Genomic DNA, 22,872 nt, shown 5'->3' on the forward strand with positions numbered 1-22,872 from the left:
AAGAGGGTGGATTTATGAGTCTTCTTGAGCGTCTTAACCAGGATATGAAGCTATATATGAAAAACCGTGAGAAAGACAAACTGACTGTCGTTCGAATGGTTAAGGCTTCACTTCAAAATGAAGCAATTAAGCTTAAGAAAGACAGTTTGACCGAGGATGAGGAACTCACTGTCCTTTCTCGTGAACTTAAGCAACGTAAAGACTCCCTCCAGGAATTTTCAAACGCTAATCGTTTAGATTTAGTAGATAAAGTTCAAAAAGAGCTGGACATTTTAGAAGTTTATTTACCTGAGCAGCTGTCAGAAGAAGAGCTGCGTACAATCGTAAATGAAACCATCGCGGAGGTCGGTGCGAGCTCAAAAGCGGACATGGGCAAAGTGATGGGGGCAATTATGCCTAAAGTAAAAGGTAAAGCTGACGGAAGTTTAATTAATAAACTTGTGAGCAGTCAACTGTCTTAAATGGCAAAGAAAAGGACATCTTTCTAAGAGAGATGTCTTTTTTTATACATAAAAAAATGAAACCTTTGATACATTTGTTACGTATGAAGAGAAGGCACTTATTATAAAAGGAAGGAGGGATACACCGCCCTTGCTTCACATCAAAGGATTCCGTGTTGCTCTATTGAGCATATTTTTACTTTCTTTATTAGGCGTACAGCTGAACGCAAAAGCAGAAAAACAAACGGTTTATGTGATCCCGATTGAAAAAAATGTCGAACAGGGTCTCGCCTCGTTTTTGTCCCGTTCATTACAGGATGCAAAAGAAGCCCATGCAGATCATATTATTCTTGATATCAATACGCCGGGAGGATTGGTCAAATCAGCTATTGATATAGCGGATTTGATAACCGAAAGCGAGATCCCTGTAACTGCATATGTAAACAAACGCGCGTTGTCAGCTGGTGCATATATTGCCCTGCAAGCCGATAACATTTATATGGCGCCCGGCGGAAAAATGGGAGCGGCCGCGATTATTGACGGTAAAGGCAATGCCGCTGACCAAAAAGCTGAATCGCTTTGGCTTGCAGAGATGGAAGATGCCGCAGTGAAAAATAATCGCGATCCAAAATATGCGCTCGCTATGGCTGACCCGGATATAGATGCCAAGGAAGTCGGCGCGCCGAAGGGTGATCTGCTGACACTTAATGCTGATAAGGCGATTGATGTTGGCTATTCAGAAGGCAATGCTGACAATTTATCCGTGCTCGTAAAGAAGCTTGGGTTTGAAAAAGCACACATCAGCTATGCAAAGGAAAGCTTTGCGGAAAAGACAGCAAGATGGCTGACGAACCCGGTCATTGTTCCTATTCTGCTGACAATCGCTTTTTTAGGTCTGACGGTGGAGCTTTTTTCTCCGGGTGTCGGCATCCCTGGAACGATTGGATTCATTGCTTTGCTGCTGTTCTTTTACGGACATCTCGCAGCCGGCCTTGCAGGATACGAAACGGTTCTCCTCTTTATAGCAGGGGTGATCCTTATCCTGCTTGAGATTTTCCTTCCCGGGGGAATCATTGGATTACTGGGCTTAGGAGCGATTATTGCGAGCCTGTTTTTAGCTGCGGGAAGCTTTACTGTCATGGCGGTTTCTCTCTTGATCGCCTCAGCTGTTTCTATTACAGCTTTCATTTTACTGACAAGGGTGTTGGGAAAGCGTATGAAATTCTTTAAGAAATTGATATTAAATGATTCTACAAATACGGAGAGCGGCTACGTATCAAATCAAACACGCACGGACTTAATGGGCAAAGTGGGTGTAACCTTTACACCGCTGCGTCCCGCCGGTACCGTCATTATTGATGATGAACGTCTTGACGTCGTTTCAGAGGGATCGTTTACAGAAAAAGATAAGAAAGTAAAAGTGATTAAAGTAGAAGGCTCACGCATTGTCGTGCGAGAAATTTAAACAGAAACGAGGAGAATAGATATGGATCCATCAACACTCATGATTCTGGCTATTATCGTAGTAGGAATCATTGTTTTAGCTGTATTTTTTACATTTGTGCCTGTGATGCTTTGGATTTCAGCGTTAGCAGCCGGAGTTAGAATCAGCATTTTCACTCTAATAGGGATGAGGCTTCGCCGCGTTATACCAAACCGAGTTGTGAACCCATTGATTAAAGCGCATAAGGCTGGGCTTAATGTTGCTACCAATCAGCTTGAAAGCCACTATCTTGCAGGAGGAAACGTTGACAGAGTTGTCAATGCCCTGATCGCTGCTCAACGAGCCAACATTGAACTCACATTCGAACGCTGTGCTGCTATTGATCTTGCCGGCCGTGACGTATTGGAAGCCGTGCAGATGAGTGTTAACCCTAAGGTGATTGAAACACCATTTATTGCCGGTGTTGCCATGGACGGGATTGAAATGAAAGCGAAAGCGAGAATCACAGTAAGAGCGAATATCGAACGCCTCGTCGGGGGAGCAGGGGAAGAAACCATTGTAGCCCGTGTCGGCGAAGGGATTGTCTCTACAATCGGTTCATCAGATAATCATAAAAAAGTGCTTGAAAACCCTGATATGATTTCTCAGACAGTCCTTGGAAAGGGATTGGACTCAGGAACTGCGTTTGAAATTCTCTCGATTGATATTGCTGATGTTGACATCGGCAAAAATATCGGTGCGATCTTACAAACCGATCAGGCTGAGGCTGATAAAAACATCGCGCAAGCAAAAGCGGAAGAACGCCGTGCGATGGCTGTCGCTCAGGAACAGGAAATGCGCGCCCGCGTAGAAGAAATGCGCGCGAAAGTGGTAGAAGCCGAAGCGGAAGTGCCGCTTGCGATGGCAGAAGCTTTACGTGAAGGGAATATTGGCGTCATGGACTACATGAATATCAAAAACATCGATGCTGACACAGAAATGCGTGATTCATTCGGCAAGCTGACGAAAGATTCGTCTGATGAAGACCGCAAATCATAATCTCTCTAAGAAGGGAGAACTCTGATGGAAGATATACTGACCAATCCGCTTATTATTGCAGCGATTATCGGAATCATTTCTGCGATTTTCGGCAAAAAGAACAAAGAAGAAAAGAAAAGCAGCCAAAACAGAAAAAAGCCTCAGCAGATGCAAACTGCTTCTCCTCAAAAGAAGCAGGCAGAAGAAGTATCTGTCCCTATTCCTAACCGCATGGAACAGGTAAGACGGGAAGCGGAAGAAAGACGCAGGGAAACAGAAAGAAACCTGAAAGGGCTGGAACGTGATCTTACTGCAGGTAAACAAAAAGCAGTATACACAAAACAAAAAATGCTCCAGGTTAATAAAGACACTGTGGTACAGGGGATCGTCTTAGGAGAGGTATTCGGGCCTCCAAGGGCGAAAAAACCTCACCATACGATGCGCTCGGCCCGTAAAAATTAAAGTGTTAGAACCTCCTTTCAAATCATACATATGAGATGAAAGGGGGTTCTTTTTGTATGGGGCAAAGAAAGAATCGTGTGAAAGCTTGGCTGACAAGAGCATTGGAAATTCCCCCGGACGTTATGATGGATCTGCCGCGGATTACAATGGTTGGCAGACTTCATATCTACATAGAAAACCATAGAGGTCTTTTGCTTTTCAGTGAGAATGAAGTGAGGCTGATGCTGAAGCAGGGCCAGTGCATCATATCAGGAAAAAACTTTGTCATCAAGGCGATTCTTCCGGAAGAAATTCTTTTGGAGGGTACGATTGATGTCGTTCGATATGTTGAGTCATAAAGCCGAGGGGGAAATGTTGTGAAAAATAAATGGCTGTCTTTTTTTTCGGGTAAGGTCCAGCTTGAATTGACGGGAAGAGGGATTGAACGGCTTCTTAATGAATGCACAAGACAGGGGATTCCGGTCTTTCATGTCAAAAAAAAGAAAGAAGCCGTATCGTTATATATACAGCTTCAGGATGTACATGCCTTTCGGCGGGTGAGAAGAAAATTTAAATGTAAAGCCCGATTTATTAATAGGAAGGGATTCCCTTTCCTGTTACTGAAATCAAAGCTGAATATAGGGTTTACGATCGGTTTTGCAATGTTTTTCATCCTTTTGTTTTTGCTTTCCAATATGGTGTGGAAAATTGATGTGACAGGCGCTAAGCCGGAAACGGAACACCAAATGATGCAGCATCTTAATGAAATCGGCGTCAAAAAGGGGCGTCTGCAGTTTTTAATGATGTCGCCCGAAAAAATACAAAAATCGTTAACCAATGGAATAGACAATATCACCTGGGTCGGTGTTGATCTGAAGGGGACGACCATTCATATGAAAGTCGTGGAGAAAAATGAGCCCGAAAAAGAAAAGTATGTAAGCCCGCGCGATATTGTCGCCAAAAAGAAAGCAACCATTACAAGAATGTTTGTACAAAAAGGACAGCCGATGGCCGCAATCCACGATCATGTGGAAAAGGGACAGCTGCTTGTTTCAGGACTCATCGGCAGCGAAGAGCAACAGCAGGAAGTCGCCTCAAAAGCAGAAATCTACGGAGAAACCTGGTACAAATCTGAAGTGACAGTCCCGCTTGAAACATTATTTAACGTCTATACGGGCAAAGTAAGGACAAAGCACAAGCTTTCTTTTGGCTCTTTGGCCATCCCGATCTGGGGTATGACATTTAAAAAAGAGGAATTGAAGCACCCAAAAACAGAACAAGAAAAGCATTCGCTGAATTTTCTCGGATTTAAGCTCCCTATATCTTATATCAAAGAGCAAACGAGAGAAAGTGAAGAAGCTTTGCGAAAATATACGAAAGAAGAAGCAGTTCAAGAAGGCATAAAAATGGGTAAACTGGATGTAGAGGATAAAATAGGCGAAAACGGCGAGGTGAAAAGTGAAAAAGTTTTGCACCAGACTGTTGAGAATGGTAAAGTAAAGTTGATTATTCTCTACCAAGTTATAGAAGATATCGTTCAAACCACACCTATTGTCAGGGAGACTGAAGAATGACAGAACATTTACTTGCGATGAATCAAAAACTGAAAAGCCCGGACGAGGCGCTTTCACTGTTCGGGAACCAAGATTCTTTTTTGAAATTGATGGAGAAAGATCTGAATGTAAATATCATTACGCGCGGCGAAACGATTTATGTTTCAGGCGATGAAGAATCGTTTCAGATTGCAGATAAGCTGCTGGGATCGCTCCTCGCTTTAATTCGCAAGGGGATAGAGATCTCTGAACGTGATGTGATTTACGCCGTCAAAATGGCAAAGAAGAATGAACTTGAATACTTTGAAAGCATGTACGAAGAAGAAATTACAAAAAACGCAAAAGGCAAATCAATCCGTGTAAAAACGATAGGACAGCGGGAATACGTGGCCGCCATGAAGCGGAATGACCTTGTATTCGGCATCGGCCCGGCGGGAACCGGGAAAACGTACCTGGCTGTCGTAAAAGCAGTCCATGCTTTAAAAAACGGACATATCAAAAAAATCATTTTAACAAGACCTGCCGTGGAAGCCGGTGAAAGCCTCGGTTTTCTGCCAGGTGACCTCAAAGAGAAAGTAGATCCTTATTTGCGCCCGCTGTATGACGCTCTTCATGATGTGCTTGGGGCAGATCATACAGAACGTCTAATGGAAAGAGGCATCATTGAAATTGCTCCGCTTGCATATATGAGGGGACGGACGCTTGATGATGCTTATGTTATACTTGATGAAGCACAGAATACCACGCCTGCTCAAATGAAAATGTTTTTGACGAGACTGGGCTTTGGCTCTAAAATGATCATTACAGGTGACGTTAGCCAAATTGATCTGCCGAAAGGCGTCAAATCGGGACTTGCAGTAGCGAAGGAGATGCTGAGAGGAATAGACGGCATTTCTATGATTGAGCTAGACCAGACAGACGTGGTCAGACATCCGCTTGTTGCGAAAATTATTGAAGCATACGATAAGCAAAATTAATGCTGAATGACCCGATCGCGCGTTATCGGGTCATTTTTATGATTGCTTATGGGCTTGATGTTTCAAGAGGAGGTTCTTGTGTTGAAAAAGAAGGGGAAGACCAAAAGCAGACCAAACAAATGGAGCAGCTTTAAAAATGCCCGCTCCATGCATGTCCTGCTGTATCTTCTGCTGGCTGCCATTATGTTTGCTTTGCTCTTTGTACATGTTAAGCCGGAAACACTTGATTTAGACCTGTTTTCAGTCAGCGACAAGACCATTTATGCTCCGGCAACCGTGGAAGATCAAAAAGCCACAGAGGAAAAAAAGCAATCCGCTGAGGACGCGGTTGAAGATCAATATACATTGAAAAAAGAATATACAGACAATCGGATTGACCTTGTGTCATCTATATTCGACAGTATCAGCGAAGTGAAAAAATCGGCGGAAGAAGACAGCAAATCACCGTCGGAAAAATCAATGGTTAAGTCTGTGAAGAACAAACTGACGTCAGATGTGAATGATTCTATTTCAGAGGATTCCATCAAGACATTGCTGAAAGCAGACAGTGAAGACTTTTCTTTCGTCAGAGATACGGTCATTACGGCAGTGAATACGGTCATGAGCAGTGAAATCCCGTCGGATAAACTATCTGATGCAAAGGATAAAGTAGAAAAAGAGCTAAAGAGCAATTCTATCCCGTCTAAATACTTAGGAGCTGCGACAGAAATCGGGCGTTTTGCTATTATTCCGAATTACGTCTTCGATCCGAAAGCGACAGAGGCAAAGCGTCAGGAAGCGTCAGACAATGTTCAGCAGGTTCAGATCAAACAGGGGCAGGTGCTCGTAGAAGAAAATGACCTCATTGATCGGGAAGTGTACAGAAAACTCGAGCTGACCGGGTTGTTAAATAACTCAAATCTCTTTAAGCCGATCAGCGGCCTATTGATTATGATCGGACTTTTCATTGCAACACTTGTATATTATTTTGAAAAACAGAAACAAAACCTGAAGGTTAAAAACCAATCCATCCTGCTTTTCTCCATTATCACAACGCTTTTGCTTGTTATCATGGAGGTTGTCAGTTTATTTCAGAAGATGGAATATAATAATATCGGTTATCTTGTTCCTATTGCGGCCGGCGCGATTCTAATCAAACTGCTGATGAATGAACGCATCGCCATTTTGGGAAGTATCATTCTTGCGATTTGTGGAAGTATGATGTTTAATCAGGGTGTGACAGGTACATTTAATTATGTCATCGGAATTTATTATTTGATCAGCGGGATTTCAGGTGTTTTATTTTTAGGAAAACACAATGCCAGATCAAAGATTTTGCAGACAGGGCTTTTCGTGGCGTTTATCAATATGGTTGTCGTTCTTTCCTTATTATTGATCCAAAACACTGCGCTGTCGGGTCTTGAAATCGGCACGTTAATGCTGATGGGGGTTGTATCGGGATTTGCTTCGTCTGTATTGATCATCGGGCTGATGCCGTTTTTTGAGACAGGCTTTGGCATTTTATCCACTATGAGGCTGATCGAGCTGTCTAATCCTAACCATCCGCTGCTGCGTAAAATACTAACAGAAACACCAGGTACATATCATCACAGTGTAATGGTCGCCAATTTGTCAGAGGCAGCCTGTGAGGCGGTTGGGGCTAATGGCTTGCTTGCAAGAGTCGGCGCGTATTACCACGATCTCGGAAAAACAAAGCGGCCGCAATATTTTATTGAGAACCAAATGAATATTGATAATCCGCATGACAAGCTGTCTCCTCAGCTAAGTAAAAATATCATCATTTCGCATACCACTGACGGTGCGAACATGCTGAGAAGCTATAAATTTCCGAAAGAGCTTGTCGACATTGCTGAGCAGCATCATGGAACCTCGCTTTTAAAGTTCTTTTATTATAAAGCGAAGGAAAAAGGCGATCAGATTACAGAAGAAGAGTTCCGTTATCCGGGACCGAAGCCGCAGTCAAAGGAAGCCGCGATTATATCAGTGGCTGACAGTGTTGAAGCGGCCGTCAGATCCATGCATAACCCAAACCCTGAACGAATTGAAAAGCTTGTCCGGGGTATTATATCCGATAAGCTGCAGGACGGACAGTTCAGCGAATGCGATTTGACATTTAAAGAGCTTGATACAATCGCAAAAACGCTCTGTGCAACATTAAAAGGAATTTTCCACTCCCGGATCGAATATCCGGAGGCTACTAAGAAGGTGAAATAGATGAGTTTACTGATTGATATCGTTGATGAAACGGGGAGTGTCTCAGAAGAGATGCTCAAAGAAGTAGAAAATCTGCTTCAATTTGCCGCTGAGCGTGAAGGTGTTCAGGATCAGGCTGAAGTTTCTGTCACGATTGTTACCAATGAAGACATACAGCAGATTAATAAAGACTATCGCGGAAAGGATACGCCGACAGACGTCATCTCATTTGCTCTTGAAGAAGAGGGAGAAGGCGAGGTTGAAATCGTAGGCGCGGAAATGCCGCCGGTTTTAGGTGATATTATCATCAGTGCAGATCGCACAAGGGAGCAGGCCGAAGAGTATAATCATTCTTTTAAGAGAGAGCTCGGGTTTCTTGCCGTGCACGGTTTTCTGCATCTTTTAGGATATGACCATATGACGAAAGAGGAAGAAGAGGAGATGTTTACTAAGCAAAAGGATTTGCTGGACGCTTATGGACTCAAGAGATCATAGAAATGAGCTGAAGCGATTCTTCAAAAGCTTCGTGCATGCAGGCCGGGGCATATGGGAAACAGCGCGGACGGAGCGGAATTTCCAATTTCATGCCGCAGCCGCCTGCCCTGTTCTCATTTGCGGCTTCCTTGTGGAGCTCAGCCCGATTGAGTGGGCAATTATTTTCCTTTTGATCGGCGGAATGTTTTCGCTTGAGCTTTTAAATACAGCCATTGAACATACGGTTGATTTAATAACAGACAAACATCACCCTCTTGCTAAAGCGGCTAAGGACGCTGCCGCCGGGGCTGTTTGCGTTTTTGCTGTCATTTCGTGTATCATTGGTTTACTTATTTTTTTGCCAAAGCTGTAATGGCTGAAAATTCTTACATTTATTTTACATTTTTAGAAATGGGCGTGAAAAAAAGCGCGCGATTATGTAAAATATAAAGTGATAGCGGTACCATTATAGGTAAGAGAGGAACATGTACACATGAACAAACAAGAATTAATAACAGAAGCTTTAAAAGCGCGTGATATGGCATATGCGCCGTATTCCAAGTTTCAAGTAGGAGCCGCTCTTCTTACCAAGGATGGAAAAGTGTACAGAGGCTGCAACATCGAGAACGCGGCATACAGCATGTGCAATTGCGCTGAGCGTACCGCTTTATTTAAAGCTGTTTCTGAAGGGGATACAGAGTTTCAGATGCTGGCCGTTGCGGCTGACACCCCTGGACCGGTATCTCCGTGCGGAGCCTGCCGCCAGGTGATTTCTGAGCTTTGCACAAAGGACGTTATTGTCGTACTGACTAATTTACAAGGACAAATAAAAGAAATGACTGTGGAAGAATTATTGCCAGGCGCATTTTCATCGGAGGATTTACATGACGAACGAAAGTTTTAAATCAGGATTTGTATCCATTATTGGAAGACCAAACGTAGGAAAGTCTACATTTTTGAACAGAGTCATTGGACAAAAAATCGCGATCATGAGCGATAAGCCCCAAACGACGAGAAACAAGGTGCAAGGAGTTCTGACGACAGGCACATCACAAACGATTTTTATTGACACACCAGGGATTCATAAGCCTAAGCATAAACTTGGGGACTTTATGATGAAAGTGGCGCAAAATACATTAAAAGAAGTCGATCTGATCTTGTTTATGATCAATGCAGAGGAAGGCTACGGGAAGGGCGACGAATTCATCATTGAGAAATTGCAGAAGTTGTCTACGCCTGTATTTTTAATCGTAAACAAAATTGACAAAATTCATCCTGATCAATTGCTTCTGTTAATTGACGAATACCGCGGACGTTATCCTTTTAAGGAAATTGTTCCGATTTCTGCTTTAGAAGGAAATAATATCGAAACATTGCTCGCCCAGATTGAAGCATATTTGCCGGAAGGGCCGCAATTCTATCCAAGTGACCAGGTAACTGACCACCCGGAGCGCTTTATCATTTCTGAATTAATCAGAGAAAAGGTGCTGCATCTGACGAGAGAAGAAATCCCGCACAGCATTGCGGTGGCCATCGAATCCATAAAAGGGCAGGACAACGGTTCTGTGCATGTAGCGGCAACGATTGTGGTCGAACGTGATTCTCAAAAAGGCATTGTGATCGGGAAAAAAGGAAGTCTGCTGAAAGAGGTCGGAAAAAGAGCGAGAGCGGATATTGAAGCACTGTTAGGCTCCCGTGTCTACCTTGAATTGTGGGTCAAAGTGCAGAAAGACTGGCGCAATAAAATGTCCCAGCTTCGCGATTTTGGCTTCAAAGAGGACGAATATTAATCTCTTGCTGTGTCATTATCTCACAGGAACAGGGATGCATTAGCAAATTTTGTTTAACATGAAATGGAGGACATCTGGTCAAGATAAAGGTAAGAATTTGGAGTTTAGGTAAGCTAGTTTAACTACAGAAAGGTGGGTTTCTTGTGTTGAATTTTACCTGGAACGTATTTTCTCAAACAGGAAATGTTGATACGTATCTTCTTTTTAAAGAGCTGGAAAAAGAGAACATGGAAAGACCCGAAGAACTAGAAGATGAGCTAGCCCGATTTGATTATCCAATTTTATAAACCTCTTGGCCGCTCCTGCTTTAGGAAGGTGCGGAAATGCTGACAAAATGTGAAGGAATCGTTCTTCGCACAAACGATTACGGAGAGACGAATAAAATCGTTACTTTACTGACAAGAGAACACGGAAAAATAGGTGTTATGGCAAGAGGCGCCAAAAAACCGAACAGCCGTTTATCAGCAGTCAGCCAGCCCTTTTTGTATGGTTCATTCTTAATGCAAAAAACAACGGGCCTCGGAACGCTTCAGCAGGGTGAAATGATCCTCAGCATGAGAGGCATCAGGGAAGATTTGTTTTTAACCGCATATGCTGCGTATATTGCTGAGCTAGTCGACAGAGGCACAGAAGAAAAAAAGCCAAACCCTTATTTGTTTGAATTCATTTTAGAATCGTTTAAACAGCTGAATGAAGGAACAGATCCGGATGTCATCATCTTCATTGTTCAAATGAAGATGCTCGGTGTCATGGGGCTGTATCCCGAGCTGAATCACTGTGTGCATTGTAAAAGCCAGGACGGGACATTTCATTTCTCTGTCCGTGATAACGGGTTTATTTGCCATCGTTGTTTTGAAAAAGATCCTTACAGGATTCCGATTAAACCGCAAACGGCAAGGCTGTTGAGGCTGTTTTATTACTTCGATCTGTCGAGGCTGGGCAATGTGTCCTTAAAACAGGAAACAAAAGCTGAATTGAAGCAAGTGATTGATTTATATTATGAGGAATATTCAGGGTTATATTTAAAATCAAAGCGCTTTTTAGATCAAATGGAAAGCATGAAACATCTTATGGGTGAAAACAAAAGTTGACATCTGGTCCATCTTTTTATATGATCATTTATTATAAAATATGTTGCAGTGAGAGAAAGAAGTACTTGCGTTTACCTCATGAAAGCGACCTTAGGGCGGTGTAAGCTAAGGATGAGCGCGCAACGAAAGGCATTCTTGAGCAATTTTAAAAAAAGAGGCTGGGATTTTGATCTCAGCAACTAGGGTGGAACCGCGGGAGAACTCTCGTCCCTATGTTTGCGGCTGGCAAGCATAGAGACGGGAGTTTTTTGGTTGCTGCCGCAGTCATCTTATGAAGGAAAAGTGGAGGTGCTTGAAATGAACATTCAAGACATGATTCTAACCTTGCAAAAGCATTGGTCCAGTCAGGGCTGTGTGCTTATGCAGGCTTACGATGTAGAAAAAGGGGCCGGCACGATGAGCCCGTATACATTTTTGCGCAGTATTGGGCCTGAGCCGTGGAAAGTGGCTTATGTAGAGCCTTCCAGACGCCCTGCTGACGGACGATACGGGGAGAACCCGAACAGACTGTATCAGCATCATCAATTTCAGGTCATTATTAAACCGTCTCCTGATAACATTCAAGAGCTGTATTTAGATTCATTGCGCGCTCTTGGAATTGATCCGCTTGAGCATGATATCCGCTTTGTTGAAGACAACTGGGAGAATCCGTCTTTAGGCTGTGCGGGTCTAGGCTGGGAAGTATGGCTTGACGGAATGGAAATTACACAATTTACGTATTTCCAGCAGGTCGGAGGACTTGAATGTAAACCGGTTTCTGTAGAAATTACGTACGGAATTGAGCGTCTTGCGTCTTATATCCAGGATAAAGAAAATGTTTTCGACTTGGAATGGACGTCCGGCTTTACAGTGAAAGATTTATTCATGATGGCGGAATACGAGCATTCCGTTTATACGTTTGAAACGTCAGATGTCGATATGCTGTTCCAATTGTTCAGCACGTATGAAAAAGAAGCGATTAAGCAAATGGACAACGGACTTGTTCACCCTGCATATGACTATGTGCTGAAATGCTCGCACACCTTCAACCTGCTTGATGCCAAAGGTGCGATCTCTGTTACCGAACGGACAGGCTATATCGCAAGAGTGCGGAATTTAGCGAGAAAAGTAGCAAAAACCTATTATGAGGAACGAGAAAAACTAGGGTTCCCAATGCTTAAAGGGGAGGGTTCTTCTCATGAGTAAACAGGATTTACTTTTAGAGATCGGATTAGAGGAAATGCCGGCGCGCTTTTTGAATGAAAGCATGGTTCAGCTTGGTGAGAAGCTGACAGGCTGGCTTACAGAAAAAAATATTAATCACGGTGAAGTAAAGCTCTTCAATACACCGAGACGTCTCGCTGTCTTTGTAAAAGATGTAGCAGAAAAGCAGGCTGATATAAAAGAAGAAGCGAAAGGGCCTGCGAAAAAAATTGCTCTTGATGCAGACGGCAACTGGACAAAAGCGGCGATCGGCTTTTCAAAAGGCCAAGGCGCGAATGTGGAAGACCTGTACATTAAAGAAGTGAAAGGCACAGAGTATGTATTCGTGCAAAAATTCCAAGCCGGCCAAGAAACGAAATCGCTTCTTCCGGAACTGAGCGGCTTAGTTACGAGCTTGCATTTCCCGAAGAACATGCGTTGGGGAAATGAAGATTTGCGTTATATCCGGCCAATCAAATGGATTGTTGCTTTATTTGGACAGGATGTCATTCCATTTTCTATCACAAACGTTGAGTCTGGACGGACAACACAGGGACACCGTTTCCTTGGACATGAAGTGTCAATTGAATCACCTTCAGCTTATGAAGAGCAGCTGAAAGAACAGCACGTTATTGCTGATCCTAACGTCCGGAAACAAATGATTCAATCTCAGCTGGAAGCGATGGCTGCAGAAAACAATTGGAGCATTCCAGTTGACGAAGACCTTCTTGATGAAGTGAATCATTTAGTAGAATATCCGACAGCTCTTTACGGTTCATTTGAATCTGAGTTTCTGTCAATTCCTGAGGAAGTGCTTGTCACGACAATGAAAGAGCATCAGCGCTACTTCCCTGTCAAAGACAAGAACGGTGATTTGTTGCCTCACTTTATCACAGTCCGAAACGGCAACAGCCACGCGATCGAAAATGTGGCCCGAGGCAATGAAAAAGTGCTGCGCGCGCGTTTATCTGATGCTTCATTCTTCTACAAGGAAGATCAGAAACTAAACATTGATGCAAACGTGAAGAAGCTTGAAAACATTGTTTTCCATGAAGAGCTTGGTTCTCTTGCTGATAAGGTTAGAAGAGTCACTTCAATCGCAGAGAAGCTTGCCGTTCGTCTTCAAGCTGATGAAGATACATTAAAATATGTGAAGCGAGCTGCTGAAATTTCTAAATTCGACCTTGTCACTCATATGATATACGAATTCCCTGAGCTTCAAGGAATTATGGGTGAAAAGTATGCGAGAATGCTTGGTGAAGATGAAGCAGTGGCTACGGCAGTCAACGAACACTATATGCCTAGATCAGCAGGCGGAGAAACGCCTTCTACTTTCATCGGAGCAGTTGTAGCAATGGCGGATAAGCTTGACACAATCACTTCATTCTTCTCTATCGGTGTTATTCCGACCGGTTCTCAGGATCCTTACGGGCTGCGCCGCCAAGCGAGCGGTATTGTTGCAATTCTTCTTGACCGCAACTGGGGAATTTCGTTTGAAGAGCTGCTTACTTTCGTACAAACCGATAAAGAAAATGAATTGCTGGATTTCTTCACTCAGCGCCTGAAATATGTCTTGAATGCTGAACAGATCAGACACGATGTCATCGATGCCGTGCTGGAAAGCTCTGAGCTTGAGCCATACTCAGCGCTGCATAAAGCACAAGTGCTGGAACAAAAACTTGGTGCGCCGGGCTTTAAGGAAACAGCGGAAGCTTTAGGCCGAGTGATTTCTATCAGCAAAAAAGGAGTCCGCGGAGACATTCAGCCTGATCTATTTGAAAATGAATACGAAGCAAAACTGTTTGATGCCTATCAAACAGCGAAGCAAAATCTGCAGGAAAGCTTCAGTAAAAAAGATTACGAGGCGGCCCTTTCTTCACTTTCAGCCTTAAAAGAACCGATCGATGCATACTTCGATCATACAATGGTTATAGCGGATAACGAGACGTTAAAGGCAAACCGACTAGCGCAAATGGTAAACTTGGCGGATGAGATCAAGTCCTTTGCGAATATGAATGCCCTTATTGTAAAATAAAGAGAGAAAAGGCGGTTGCTGTGTGATCGGTAATCGTCTTTTCCCCATTTATAAGTTTTTTTGTTTGATTACAAGATATTTACGATATAATATGGATTATTATTTCTTTACATAGATATGAAGTGAAAAGGTGGTGAGTACGATCGAACTAAATAAACGGCAAGAACATATTTTGCAGATTGTAAAAGAAAACGGGCCGATTACAGGGGAGCATATTGCAGAAAAGCTGAACCTAACCAGGGCAACATTGCGTCCGGATTTAGCCATACTCACCATGTCAGGATTCCTAGAGGCGCGCCCGAGAGTCGGTTATTTCTACACTGGAAAAACCGGCACACAGCTTTTGGCAGATAAACTCAAAAAGCTTCAGGTGAAAGACTTTCAATCTATCCCCGTTGTGATTCACGAAAACGTTTCTGTGTACGATGCGATTTGCACCATGTTTTTAGAAGATGTAGGTACTCTGTTTGTGGTGGACCGCGATGCTGTTTTAGTCGGGGTGCTTTCACGAAAAGACTTGCTGAGAGCGAGCATTGGCCAGCAGGAGCTTACATCAGTCCCTGTTCACATCATTATGACAAGGATGCCGAACATTACGGTGTGCAGGCGCGAGGATTATGTGATGGACATTGCAAAGCACTTAATAGAAAAACAAATTGATGCACTGCCTGTCATCAAAGATACCGATAAAGGCTTTGAAGTGATCGGCAGAGTGACAAAAACGAATATGACAAAAATACTTGTCAGTTTATCTGAAAATGAAATCCTATAAGATCGCAAACTAACGGGGGGATAATATGAATAACCGCATCATCTATGTCGTATCGGATTCAGTCGGTGAAACGGCTGAATTGGTAGTAAAAGCAGCGCTCAGCCAATTTAACGGTTCAGCGGACGATACACATGTAAGAAGAATTCCTTATGTTGAAGATATAGGCACTATCAATGAAGTGATTTCACTTGCAAAGGCAGACGGCGGCATTATCTGTTTTACACTTGTGGTGCCGGAAATCAGAGAATATTTGATTGCCGAAGCGGAAAAAGCAAATGTTTTATATTATGATATTATCGGCCCGTTAATTGATAAAATGGAAACAGCCTACGGTTTAACAGCGAAATACGAACCGGGGCGGGTGCGCCAGCTTGATGAAGACTATTTCAAAAAAGTGGAGGCCATCGAGTTTGCAGTTAAATACGATGATGGACGTGATCCAAGAGGGATTTTAAAAGCTGATATTGTTTTGATCGGCGTATCAAGAACGTCTAAAACACCGTTGTCTCAATATCTCGCCCACAAGCGCCTGAAGGTTGCCAATGTTCCGATTGTTCCCGAGGTTGACCCGCCGGAAGAACTCTTTAATGTTGATCCGAAAAAATGCATCGGCTTAAAGATTAGCCCGGATAAACTGAATCATATCAGAAAAGAACGGTTAAAATCACTCGGGCTTAATGACAAAGCGATCTATGCAAATATCAACAGAATCAAAGAGGAACTGGAATATTTCGAAAAGATTGTGGATCGGATCGGGTGCCAGGTTGTTGATGTTTCAAATAAAGCGGTTGAAGAAACAGCGAATATCATCCATCATCTCAAAACAAAAAACATGTAACTCAGGACGCTCTATCCTGGGTTTTTGGCTATGCCAAAAGGGAATAATGAAAAACAATAGCATCTTTGTGAAGTTTGTATTATAATAAAAAATTGTGATAAAATGATTAATTTTAGGTTTAAGGTTCGTGTGATACGAATAAACTATTATGGGTAAGATGTCAAGAATTTCTCCCGGAAATTTTTCGACAAATTTATGTACATCCGCAATGATAAAGGATGTGCGATTTTGCTTGCTTTTATGCAGGAGTTTAATGGAGGGATGGAGAATTACTCTTCTTAATGAACAAGAAAAGACGATTTTTGTCGATGCTGATGCCTGTCCGGTAAAAGATGAAATTTTACAAACAGCATCCGATTATGAAGTCCAAGTTCTTTTTGTCGCTTCATTTGAACATTATCAGCTTTCCAGAAGCAAGGAAGAAAAATGGAAGTATGTTGATCCTCATAAAGAAGCTGCTGATTTATATATCGCAAATCACGTAAAACCGGGAGATATCGTTGTAACGCAGGACATCGGATTAGCATCCCTGCTGTTGAACAGAAATGTCTCCGTCATGTCGGAAAGAGGGCGTCTTTACAAAGAAGACACGATTGATTTTGCTCTTGAGAGCCGTCATTTTTCAGGCAAACAAAGGAGAAAAGGCATATACGCCAAAGGGCCTAAAAAATTGAATAATGAAGATCGAGAACGATTTATTACACTGCTGCAAAAAATCCTGTCGAACGATGAAGGGATTTTGCACTAAAGCATCGAATAATGTACGACGGAGTGTTATAAGATGGGAAATCGGATACCAGATGAAATTGTGGATCAGGTACAAAAGTCGGCAGATATCGTTGAAGTCATAGGTGATTATGTTCAATTAAAGAAGCAAGGCCGAAACTACTTTGGACTCTGTCCTTTTCATGGAGAAAGCACACCTTCGTTTTCCGTATCGCCCGACAAACAGATTTTTCATTGCTTTGGCTGCGGAGCGGGCGGCAATGTTTTCTCTTTTTTAAGGCAGATGGAAGGCTATACATTTGCTGAGTCTGTTTCTCACCTTGCTGACAAATACCAAATTGATTTTCCAGATGATATAACAGTCCATTCCGGAGCTCGGCCAGAATCTTCTGGAGATCAAAAAATGGCTGAGGCTCATGAGCTCCTGAAGAAATTTTACCATCATTTGTTAATAAATACAAAAGAAGGTCAAGAGGCATTGGATTATCTGCTTTCCAGGGGCTTTACAAAAGAGCTGATTGATGAATTTCAGATCGGCTATGCCCTTGATTCTTGGGACTTCATCACGAAATTTCTCGTGAAGAGGGGCTTTAGCGAGGCGCAAATGGAAAAAGCGGGACTCCTGATCAGACGCGAAGACGGAAGCGGATATTTTGACCGTTTCAGAAACCGCGTCATGTTTCCGATCCATGATCATCACGGGGCTGTTGTTGCATTCTCAGGCAGGGCTCTTGGCAGCCAGCAGCCTAAGTATATGAATAGTCCTGAAACACCGCTCTTTCATAAAAGTAAACTGCTTTACAATTTTTATAAGGCCCGCCTTCATATCAGAAAGCAGGAAAGAGCAGTCTTATTTGAAGGGTTTGCCGATGTCATATCGGCCGTAAGCTCGGGTGTAAAAGAGAGCATAGCCACGATGGGAACGTCTCTGACAGATGATCATGTCAAGATACTGAGAAGAAATGTCGAAGAAATCATTCTTTGCTATGACTCTGATAAAGCCGGTTATGAAGCCACCTTAAAAGCTTCTGAGCTTCTGCAAAATAAAGGCTGCAAAGTCAGAGTTGCAATGATTCCTGACGGATTGGACCCTGACGATTACATCAAAAAGTTCGGCGGGGAAAAATTTAAAAACGACATTATCGACGCTAGTGTCACCGTGATGGCGTTCAAAATGCAATATTTCCGAAAAGGAAAGAACCTGTCCGATGAAGGCGATCGCTTAGCTTACATTAAAGACGTACTGAAAGAAATCAGCACGCTTTCAGGGTCTCTTGAGCAGGAAGTCTATGTAAAACAGCTTGCTTCAGAGTTTTCGCTTTCACAGGAGTCTTTAACTGAGCAGCTGACTGTTTTCAGCAAGCAAAACAAACCTGCTGACAATGGTGGCGGTGAAACGAAAACACGGCGAGCGCATCTGACGACAAAAGCAAGGCAAAAACGTCTGCGTCCGGCGTATGAAAATGCGGAAAGGCTGTTACTCGCCCACATGCTTCGAGATCGAAGCGTCATCAAAAAAGTGATTGACCGGGTAGGCTTTCAATTTAATATTGATGAGCACCGCGCATTAGCCGCCTATCTTTACGCTTTTTATGAGGAGGGAGCCGAGCTGACGCCTCAGCATCTGATGGCTAGAGTGACGGATGATCATATAAGCCAGCTCTTGTCTGATATTTTAATGCTCCAGGTCAATCAAGAGCTCAGCGAAGCCGAGTTATCAGATTATGTAAAAAAAGTGTTGAATCACAGAAATTGGTCAATGATAAAAGAAAAAGAGGCGGAAAGAGCCGAAGCCGAAAGGCAAAAAGATTTTTTAAGAGCTGCTTCTCTGGCTCAAGAAATCGTTACATTGAACCGATCTTTAAAATAACTTGACAAACTGGTGAGAAGCATTTATTGGCAATGATTCCTTGCGGAGGAGCAAATAGATCGCTTGACCTCATCATGAATTGTCATTTCATTATTCGCACATTGTTAAAGGCAGTTCACATAGAAAACGCCTGAATGGACCGAATAAGAATCATACCGCTTATAGAATTCGTTGCAAGCTTTGGAAGGAGGGATCCATAATGGCTGATAAACAAACCCACGAGACAGAATTAACATTCGACCAAGTAAAAGAGCAATTAACAGAGTCTGGTAAAAAACGTGGCGTTTTGACATATGAAGAAATTGCCGAGCGTATGTCCAGCTTTGAAATTGAATCAGACCAAATGGATGAGTATTATGAATTTTTAGGTGAACAAGGTGTTGAATTAATTAGTGAGAATGAAGAAACAGAAGATCCTAATATTCAGCAGCTTGCCAAAGCCGAAGAAGAATTTGACCTTAATGACCTAAGTGTACCGCCTGGTGTCAAAATCAATGACCCAGTTCGTATGTATCTAAAGGAAATCGGCCGGGTTAACCTTCTTTCTGCAAAAGAAGAAATCGCCTACGCACAGAAGATTGAAGAAGGTGACGAAGAATCTAAACGCAGATTGGCTGAAGCGAACCTGCGGCTTGTTGTCAGTATCGCAAAACGGTATGTCGGGCGCGGAATGCTGTTCCTTGACCTGATTCAGGAAGGCAACATGGGTCTGATGAAAGCCGTTGAAAAATTTGATTACCGCAAAGGTTATAAATTCAGTACGTATGCTACGTGGTGGATCAGACAGGCGATTACTCGCGCCATTGCCGATCAGGCGAGAACGATCCGGATTCCCGTTCATATGGTTGAGACCATTAATAAATTAATCCGTGTGCAGCGTCAATTACTGCAAGATTTAGGCAGAGAACCAACACCTGAAGAAATTGCGGAAGATATGGATTTAACACCTGAAAAAGTACGCGAAATCTTAAAGATTGCACAAGAGCCGGTATCGCTGGAAACACCGATTGGTGAAGAGGATGACTCGCATCTTGGTGATTTCATTGAAGACCAAGAAGCAACTTCACCTTCAGACCACGCCGCATATGAGCTATTGAAAGAGCAGCTGGAAGATGTGCTTGATACGTTAACTGATCGTGAAGAAAATGTATTGCGTCTTCGATTCGGTCTTGATGACGGCCGTACAAGAACATTAGAAGAGGTCGGCAAGGTATTTGGAGTAACGAGAGAGCGTATTCGACAAATCGAAGCTAAAGCGTTGCGGAAACTAAGACATCCTAGCAGAAGTAAACGTTTGAAAGATTTCCTCGAATAAGATGGAACGGGTCTTGCAGATCCGTTCTTCTTTTTTTCAAAAAGATATATGGATAATATGTCTTTATTTTACTGAAAAATGATGTCATTTGCAAATGAACATTGTGGCGAAAAATTTCAAAACTGAATCCATATTTTCTATTGTAAGCGTATACAATACATTATACAATAGAATAAAAAGGATATCAGAGAAATAAGCATGTTTCTATTCAATTTTGTATAAAGTGTGAATAAAAAACTTTTGTATATCAATCCATTTACTTTTTGTAAAAATAAGTTAGAATTAGAAGTGTTTACATAGGGGGAAGGATCAAAAAGGGGGAAGGGAAATGAAATGGAATCCGCTTATTCCATTTTTACTAATCGCTGTTTTAGGTATTGGTCTGACTTTCTTTTTATCAGTAAAGGGGCTTGATGACTCTCGGGAGATTGCAAGCGGCGGAGAAAGCAAATCTGCTGAAAAAGATGATGCAAACGCTTCACCGGAGGATATATACAAGGCAAACTGTATCGCGTGCCACGGTGAAAATTATGAAGGTGTTTCGGGTCCTAGCTTAAAAGGTGTAGGGGATAAGAAAGATGTCGCTGAAATTAAAACAAAGATCGAAAAAGGCGGTAATGGAATGCCTTCCGGTCTTGTTCCGGCCGATAAGCTGGATGATATGGCAGAATGGGTATCAAAAATTAAATAAAAGATCTATCTTTCTCCTTATACGTTCTCAGGCCGCCGAGATGTTCTCGACAGCCTTTTATTTTTGTCTGCCGCGTAGTAGAGCCGCATCAAAAGAAATAATCTTAAAATCATTCGCTCAGCTTGGATTCCTGGCTGATTTTTTATATGATAGAAAAGGAAAAAATGATTGAGAAAAGTTGTGATGACAAGTGAACGAATTAAAATTATCTAAACGATTGCAAACAGTAGCTGAGTACATACCGAATGGAGCGGTGATGGCCGATATCGGGTCTGACCACGCTTACCTTCCTTGTTATGCGGTGCTGAATCATAAAGCAAGCAAAGCAATTGCCGGAGAAATAACAGACGGCCCATTTTTGTCTGCCAAGCGGCAGGTTGAAAAATCAGGCTTAAGCTCGCACATTTCTGTAAGGCAGGGAGACGGCCTGGAAGTCATTAAAAAAGGTGAAGCCGATGCCATTACGATTGCCGGGATGGGCGGATCTTTGATCGCTCACATTTTAGAAGCGGGTAAAGACAAATTAACGGGAAAGGAACGGCTTATTTTACAGCCGAATATTCATGCTGTTCATATCAGAGAGTGGCTTTATAAAGAAGGATATGCGTTGATAGACGAGGTGATCCTTGAAGAGGACGGAAAATGCTATGAGGTGCTTGTCGCCGAAGCGGGAGACAGAGATGCGGCTTATGCCGGTATTTCTTTATCAGCCGGAATGCTCGTCGGCCCTTTCTTGGCAAAAGAAAAGAATGCTGTCTTTTTGAAAAAATGGACACAAGAGCTTGAGCACACACAAAGCATTTATGAACAGATCAGCCGAGCTGCAACTACAGAGCAAAATAAACAAAAATTAAAGGAGCTCGCCGATCGAATGGAGCTGCTAAAGGAGGTTATCGATCATGGCTAAAACAGTAAATGTGCAGCAGATCGTCCAGCTGTTTGAACAATTTTCCCCGAAAGCCTATGCTGTCGAAGGCGATAAAATCGGACTGCAAATCGGCACTTTAAACAAACCAATTAAAAATGTGATGGTTACACTTGATGTGTTGGAGAGCGTTATCGATGAAGCAATTGAAAAAGAGGTTGATTTGATTATTGCACACCATCCTCCTATTTTCAGGCCGCTAAAGCATATTTCAACAGATCAGCCTGCTGGAAGGTTAATTGAAAAGTGTTTGAAGCATGATATCGCAGTTTATGCAGCTCATACAAATTTAGACGTTGCGGACGGCGGCGTGAATGATTTGCTTGCTGAAGCATTAGAGCTGAGTGAGACGGAAGTGCTGGCGCCTACTTATACTGATCCTCTGAAAAAGCTGGCCGTATATGTGCCGAAGGAATATGAAGAGCAGGTCAGAGCGGCGCTCGGAAATGCAGGAGCGGGCCATATCGGCGAATACAGCCATTGCGCGTTTTCGTCTGAAGGAATCGGCAGCTTTAAGCCATTAGACGGCGCCAAGCCTTTTATTGGTGAAGTGGGAGAGCTTGAGCTTGTTCATGAAGTAAGGCTTGAGACTGTGTTTCCTAAAAGCATCGAAAAAGCTGTTATAAGAGCAATGATAAAAAGCCATCCATATGAAGAAGTCGCTTACGACATTTATCCTGTTGAGCAGTCTCCTGTCGAAAAAGGGCTCGGCCGTGTCGGAACACTTAAAAATGAGATGACGCTCAAGGAATTCGCTTTATTTGTGAAAGACAAGCTTGAAGTAAATGGCGTTAGAATGGTGGGTGAGGCTGACAGCATAGTGAAGAAGGTAGCTGTTCTTGGCGGAGATGGAAACAAGTATATTCATCATGCGAAACGGAAGGGCGCCGATGTTTACGTCACAGGAGATTTATACTTCCATGTGGCCCACGATGCGATGATGCTTGGCCTGAATGTTGTTGATCCGGGCCATTATGCGGAAAAAATCATGAAAAAAGGCGTCATGAGAAAACTGACGGCAATGTGCAAAGATAAAAAGCTGGACGTAAATATCTTTATTTCTGAGACAGATACAAATCCATTTACATTTCTATAAAA

The 22,872-nt window shown here is 42.8% G+C and carries 24 protein-coding genes and 1 other annotated feature; all 24 genes read left to right on the forward strand.

Annotated elements, in window-relative coordinates; translation table 11 throughout:
* Positions 1-14: 14 nt before the first annotated feature.
* Positions 15-461 (forward strand): GatB/YqeY domain-containing protein, encoded by a 447-nt coding sequence (locus KHQ79_RS03170; RefSeq protein WP_003230022.1) that lies wholly within the window; start codon positions 15-17, stop codon positions 459-461.
* 130 nt (positions 462-591) lie between these two features.
* Positions 592-1,905: an NfeD family protein gene (locus KHQ79_RS03175; RefSeq protein ID WP_225514194.1), complete on the forward strand. Its 1,314-nt coding sequence runs from the start codon at positions 592-594 to the stop codon at positions 1,903-1,905.
* A gap of 21 nt (positions 1,906-1,926) precedes the next feature.
* The gene (gene floA / locus KHQ79_RS03180; RefSeq protein WP_060399050.1) at positions 1,927-2,922 is read left to right on the forward strand and encodes a flotillin-like protein FloA; all 996 of its coding nucleotides are present in this window, start codon (positions 1,927-1,929) and stop codon (positions 2,920-2,922) included.
* A gap of 24 nt (positions 2,923-2,946) precedes the next feature.
* Positions 2,947-3,363 (forward strand): hypothetical protein, encoded by a 417-nt coding sequence (locus KHQ79_RS03185; RefSeq protein WP_060399049.1) that lies wholly within the window; start codon positions 2,947-2,949, stop codon positions 3,361-3,363.
* Positions 3,364-3,419: 56 nt separating this feature from the next.
* Positions 3,420-3,701, forward strand: coding sequence for a sporulation protein YqfC (gene yqfC, locus KHQ79_RS03190; protein WP_003237082.1), 282 nt, complete (start codon positions 3,420-3,422; stop codon positions 3,699-3,701).
* A gap of 18 nt (positions 3,702-3,719) precedes the next feature.
* Positions 3,720-4,916: a sporulation protein YqfD gene (gene yqfD / locus KHQ79_RS03195; protein WP_019258924.1), complete on the forward strand. Its 1,197-nt coding sequence runs from the start codon at positions 3,720-3,722 to the stop codon at positions 4,914-4,916.
* Entirely contained in the window at positions 4,913-5,872 is a 960-nt protein-coding gene (locus KHQ79_RS03200) for a PhoH family protein (RefSeq protein ID WP_060399048.1), read from the forward strand. The genes yqfD and KHQ79_RS03200 overlap by 4 nt, the downstream gene beginning before the upstream one ends.
* Positions 5,873-5,950: 78 nt before the next feature.
* On the forward strand, positions 5,951-8,086 hold the full coding sequence (gene pgpH / locus KHQ79_RS03205; protein ID WP_225514195.1) for a cyclic-di-AMP phosphodiesterase PgpH: 2,136 nt from the start codon (positions 5,951-5,953) through the stop codon (positions 8,084-8,086).
* Positions 8,087-8,560 carry an rRNA maturation RNase YbeY gene (gene ybeY / locus KHQ79_RS03210; RefSeq protein ID WP_087986868.1) on the forward strand — a complete coding sequence of 158 codons (474 nt, stop codon included), beginning with the start codon at positions 8,087-8,089 and terminating at the stop codon, positions 8,558-8,560.
* Entirely contained in the window at positions 8,541-8,912 is a 372-nt protein-coding gene (locus KHQ79_RS03215) for a diacylglycerol kinase family protein (protein WP_133486909.1), read from the forward strand. The genes ybeY and KHQ79_RS03215 overlap by 20 nt, the downstream gene beginning before the upstream one ends.
* Before the next feature lie 120 nt (positions 8,913-9,032).
* On the forward strand, positions 9,033-9,443 hold the full coding sequence (locus KHQ79_RS03220) for a cytidine deaminase (protein WP_060399046.1): 411 nt from the start codon (positions 9,033-9,035) through the stop codon (positions 9,441-9,443).
* Positions 9,424-10,329: a GTPase Era gene (era, locus tag KHQ79_RS03225; protein ID WP_041905673.1), complete on the forward strand. Its 906-nt coding sequence runs from the start codon at positions 9,424-9,426 to the stop codon at positions 10,327-10,329. Before KHQ79_RS03220 ends, era begins: the two co-directional genes overlap by 20 nt.
* Positions 10,330-10,472: 143 nt before the next feature.
* Positions 10,473-10,616: a YqzL family protein gene (locus KHQ79_RS03230; protein ID WP_003230053.1), complete on the forward strand. Its 144-nt coding sequence runs from the start codon at positions 10,473-10,475 to the stop codon at positions 10,614-10,616.
* 36 nt (positions 10,617-10,652) lie between these two features.
* Entirely contained in the window at positions 10,653-11,420 is a 768-nt protein-coding gene (recO, locus tag KHQ79_RS03235; RefSeq protein WP_060399045.1) for a DNA repair protein RecO, read from the forward strand.
* Between the two features lie 39 nt (positions 11,421-11,459).
* Positions 11,460-11,635: a binding site (T-box leader), on the forward strand.
* An 82-nt stretch (positions 11,636-11,717) separates the two neighbouring features.
* Positions 11,718-12,605, forward strand: a complete 888-nt coding sequence (gene glyQ, locus KHQ79_RS03240; RefSeq protein WP_003226213.1) for a glycine--tRNA ligase subunit alpha — start codon at positions 11,718-11,720, stop codon at positions 12,603-12,605.
* The gene (gene glyS, locus KHQ79_RS03245) at positions 12,598-14,637 is read left to right on the forward strand and encodes a glycine--tRNA ligase subunit beta (protein ID WP_225514196.1); all 2,040 of its coding nucleotides are present in this window, start codon (positions 12,598-12,600) and stop codon (positions 14,635-14,637) included. The genes glyQ and glyS overlap by 8 nt, the downstream gene beginning before the upstream one ends.
* A 133-nt stretch (positions 14,638-14,770) precedes the next feature.
* The gene (gene ccpN, locus KHQ79_RS03250) at positions 14,771-15,409 is read left to right on the forward strand and encodes a transcriptional regulator CcpN (protein ID WP_003237058.1); all 639 of its coding nucleotides are present in this window, start codon (positions 14,771-14,773) and stop codon (positions 15,407-15,409) included.
* A gap of 25 nt (positions 15,410-15,434) precedes the next feature.
* Positions 15,435-16,247, forward strand: a complete 813-nt coding sequence (locus KHQ79_RS03255) for a pyruvate, water dikinase regulatory protein (protein WP_003237056.1) — start codon at positions 15,435-15,437, stop codon at positions 16,245-16,247.
* A gap of 253 nt (positions 16,248-16,500) precedes the next feature.
* Complete coding sequence (locus KHQ79_RS03260; protein ID WP_003237054.1) at positions 16,501-16,995, forward strand: YaiI/YqxD family protein; 495 nt, start codon at positions 16,501-16,503, stop codon at positions 16,993-16,995.
* A gap of 33 nt (positions 16,996-17,028) precedes the next feature.
* Positions 17,029-18,843, forward strand: a complete 1,815-nt coding sequence (gene dnaG / locus KHQ79_RS03265) for a DNA primase (protein WP_133486915.1) — start codon at positions 17,029-17,031, stop codon at positions 18,841-18,843.
* 199 nt (positions 18,844-19,042) lie between these two features.
* The gene (gene rpoD / locus KHQ79_RS03270) at positions 19,043-20,158 is read left to right on the forward strand and encodes an RNA polymerase sigma factor RpoD (RefSeq protein WP_003226225.1); all 1,116 of its coding nucleotides are present in this window, start codon (positions 19,043-19,045) and stop codon (positions 20,156-20,158) included.
* 328 nt (positions 20,159-20,486) lie between these two features.
* Positions 20,487-20,849 (forward strand): cytochrome c550, encoded by a 363-nt coding sequence (cccA, locus tag KHQ79_RS03275; RefSeq protein ID WP_003237051.1) that lies wholly within the window; start codon positions 20,487-20,489, stop codon positions 20,847-20,849.
* Between the two features lie 256 nt (positions 20,850-21,105).
* Positions 21,106-21,756 (forward strand): tRNA (adenine(22)-N(1))-methyltransferase TrmK, encoded by a 651-nt coding sequence (gene trmK, locus KHQ79_RS03280; RefSeq protein WP_003237050.1) that lies wholly within the window; start codon positions 21,106-21,108, stop codon positions 21,754-21,756.
* On the forward strand, positions 21,749-22,870 hold the full coding sequence (locus tag KHQ79_RS03285; protein WP_225514198.1) for a Nif3-like dinuclear metal center hexameric protein: 1,122 nt from the start codon (positions 21,749-21,751) through the stop codon (positions 22,868-22,870). The genes trmK and KHQ79_RS03285 overlap by 8 nt, the downstream gene beginning before the upstream one ends.
* Positions 22,871-22,872 lie beyond the last annotated feature (2 nt).

Origin of the sequence: Bacillus sp. TSO22 (genome assembly GCF_020223595.1) — a bacterium.
GTDB classification, from domain to species: Bacteria; Bacillota; Bacilli; order Bacillales; family Bacillaceae; genus Bacillus; species Bacillus inaquosorum.

What these genes read in the sequence shown, in the direction of transcription:
- era (WP_041905673.1), top strand. Translation starts at nt 9,424, where the DNA reads ATGACGAACGAAAGTTTTAAATCAGGATTTGTATCCATTATTGGAAGA.
- ybeY (WP_087986868.1), top strand. Translation starts at nt 8,087, where the DNA reads ATGAGTTTACTGATTGATATCGTTGATGAAACGGGGAGTGTCTCAGAA.
- cccA (WP_003237051.1), top strand. Translation starts at nt 20,487, where the DNA reads ATGAAATGGAATCCGCTTATTCCATTTTTACTAATCGCTGTTTTAGGT.
- glyS (WP_225514196.1), top strand. Translation starts at nt 12,598, where the DNA reads ATGAGTAAACAGGATTTACTTTTAGAGATCGGATTAGAGGAAATGCCG.
- KHQ79_RS03255 (WP_003237056.1), top strand. Translation starts at nt 15,435, where the DNA reads ATGAATAACCGCATCATCTATGTCGTATCGGATTCAGTCGGTGAAACG.
- dnaG (WP_133486915.1), top strand. Translation starts at nt 17,029, where the DNA reads ATGGGAAATCGGATACCAGATGAAATTGTGGATCAGGTACAAAAGTCG.
- recO (WP_060399045.1), top strand. Translation starts at nt 10,653, where the DNA reads ATGCTGACAAAATGTGAAGGAATCGTTCTTCGCACAAACGATTACGGA.
- trmK (WP_003237050.1), top strand. Translation starts at nt 21,106, where the DNA reads ATGGCCGATATCGGGTCTGACCACGCTTACCTTCCTTGTTATGCGGTG.
- KHQ79_RS03215 (WP_133486909.1), top strand. Translation starts at nt 8,541, where the DNA reads ATGGACTCAAGAGATCATAGAAATGAGCTGAAGCGATTCTTCAAAAGC.
- KHQ79_RS03170 (WP_003230022.1), top strand. Translation starts at nt 15, where the DNA reads ATGAGTCTTCTTGAGCGTCTTAACCAGGATATGAAGCTATATATGAAA.
- floA (WP_060399050.1), top strand. Translation starts at nt 1,927, where the DNA reads ATGGATCCATCAACACTCATGATTCTGGCTATTATCGTAGTAGGAATC.
- rpoD (WP_003226225.1), top strand. Translation starts at nt 19,043, where the DNA reads ATGGCTGATAAACAAACCCACGAGACAGAATTAACATTCGACCAAGTA.
- KHQ79_RS03220 (WP_060399046.1), top strand. Translation starts at nt 9,033, where the DNA reads ATGAACAAACAAGAATTAATAACAGAAGCTTTAAAAGCGCGTGATATG.
- KHQ79_RS03260 (WP_003237054.1), top strand. Translation starts at nt 16,501, where the DNA reads ATGGAGGGATGGAGAATTACTCTTCTTAATGAACAAGAAAAGACGATT.
- glyQ (WP_003226213.1), top strand. Translation starts at nt 11,718, where the DNA reads ATGAACATTCAAGACATGATTCTAACCTTGCAAAAGCATTGGTCCAGT.
- KHQ79_RS03200 (WP_060399048.1), top strand. Translation starts at nt 4,913, where the DNA reads ATGACAGAACATTTACTTGCGATGAATCAAAAACTGAAAAGCCCGGAC.
- KHQ79_RS03185 (WP_060399049.1), top strand. Translation starts at nt 2,947, where the DNA reads ATGGAAGATATACTGACCAATCCGCTTATTATTGCAGCGATTATCGGA.
- KHQ79_RS03285 (WP_225514198.1), top strand. Translation starts at nt 21,749, where the DNA reads ATGGCTAAAACAGTAAATGTGCAGCAGATCGTCCAGCTGTTTGAACAA.
- yqfC (WP_003237082.1), top strand. Translation starts at nt 3,420, where the DNA reads ATGGGGCAAAGAAAGAATCGTGTGAAAGCTTGGCTGACAAGAGCATTG.